General features: G+C 52.3%; 1 protein-coding gene. It reads right to left on the bottom strand.

Features of this window, described 5'->3' with window-relative positions; all coding sequences use genetic code 11:
* Positions 1 to 36: 36 nt before the first annotated feature.
* Positions 37 to 1,027: IS3 family transposase (locus tag MN202_RS20505; protein ID WP_335737992.1), on the bottom strand; the 991-nt coding region annotated here is incomplete at its 5' end.

Genomic DNA, 1,027 nt, shown 5'->3' with positions numbered 1-1,027 from the left:
CGGAGTTTTTCAAGGTAGTTGTCCGATTTTCCGGTTTTATGCTGCTGCCTGAGTCGGTACAATTTCCCGCTCCGGATTCAGACTTACTGGCCCTATAGGGCTCCAGTTTCTTATTGCTCTTCCAGCCCACCGTTGTGGGTAGTCTGACTTAGCTTGTTTATATACCGCTTTACGCTTCTCCAGCAGAGCCGCATCTTGTTGCTGATGCCGCTGCGCCGGTGTCACGAACCTTATGCCGCTATGGCGATGTTCGTAGTTATAGAAGCGTGTAAATTCCAGCATCCACTCTCTGGCACAGCCGACTGTTGCAAAGCCACTTTTCGGCCACTGCGGGCAGTATTTCACTGTCTTGAACAACGACTCCACATACGGATTATCATTGCTCACTCTGGGCCGGCTGTAAGACGACGTGACACCCAGTTCCTGCAACTTGACCCTGAGCGTGCTGCCTTTCATCGGACTCCCGTTATCCGAGTGCAGTACCAGTGGTTTAAACAGGCACTGCTCACGTAGTAAAGCACGCTGTACCAACTCACTGGCCAGTTGACTGCATTCCTTGTCGTGCACTTCCCAGGCCACCAGTTTGCGGCTGTAAATATCGATGATCGCGTATAAATACCAGTACAAGCCGCGTATGCCTGAGGGCATATAGCTGATGTCCCAGCACCATACCTGATTAGGTGCTGACGCACTGTAACTGGTGGGCATTGCACGCTTCTGAGGTGCTTTGCTTTTGCCACGGTGGTGCTGCTGGTTTGCCGCTTTCAAGACTCGATACATTGTCGATTCCGATGCCAGATAAACGCCTTTATCTGCCAACCGAGGCACAATTTGCGACGGCGGTAAGCTGGCATACTCTTCGTCATTACAGGTTGCCAATATCTGCCCACGCTCAGCGTCGTTGAGCTTGTTCTTCGGCTCTGGCCTGATGGCTATTGGTCGCTTATCTTCAAGCACCGCACCTTGCTCATCCCGCCAACGGCGCAATGAGCGAAGCGGTATTTCCAGCTCCTGTGCGGCTTTATCA

It is taken from the genome of Rheinheimera muenzenbergensis, from assembly GCF_036984005.1.
Lineage (GTDB): Bacteria > Pseudomonadota > Gammaproteobacteria > Enterobacterales > Alteromonadaceae > Alishewanella > Alishewanella muenzenbergensis.
This window is presented reverse-complemented; position numbering and strand designations above follow the sequence as displayed.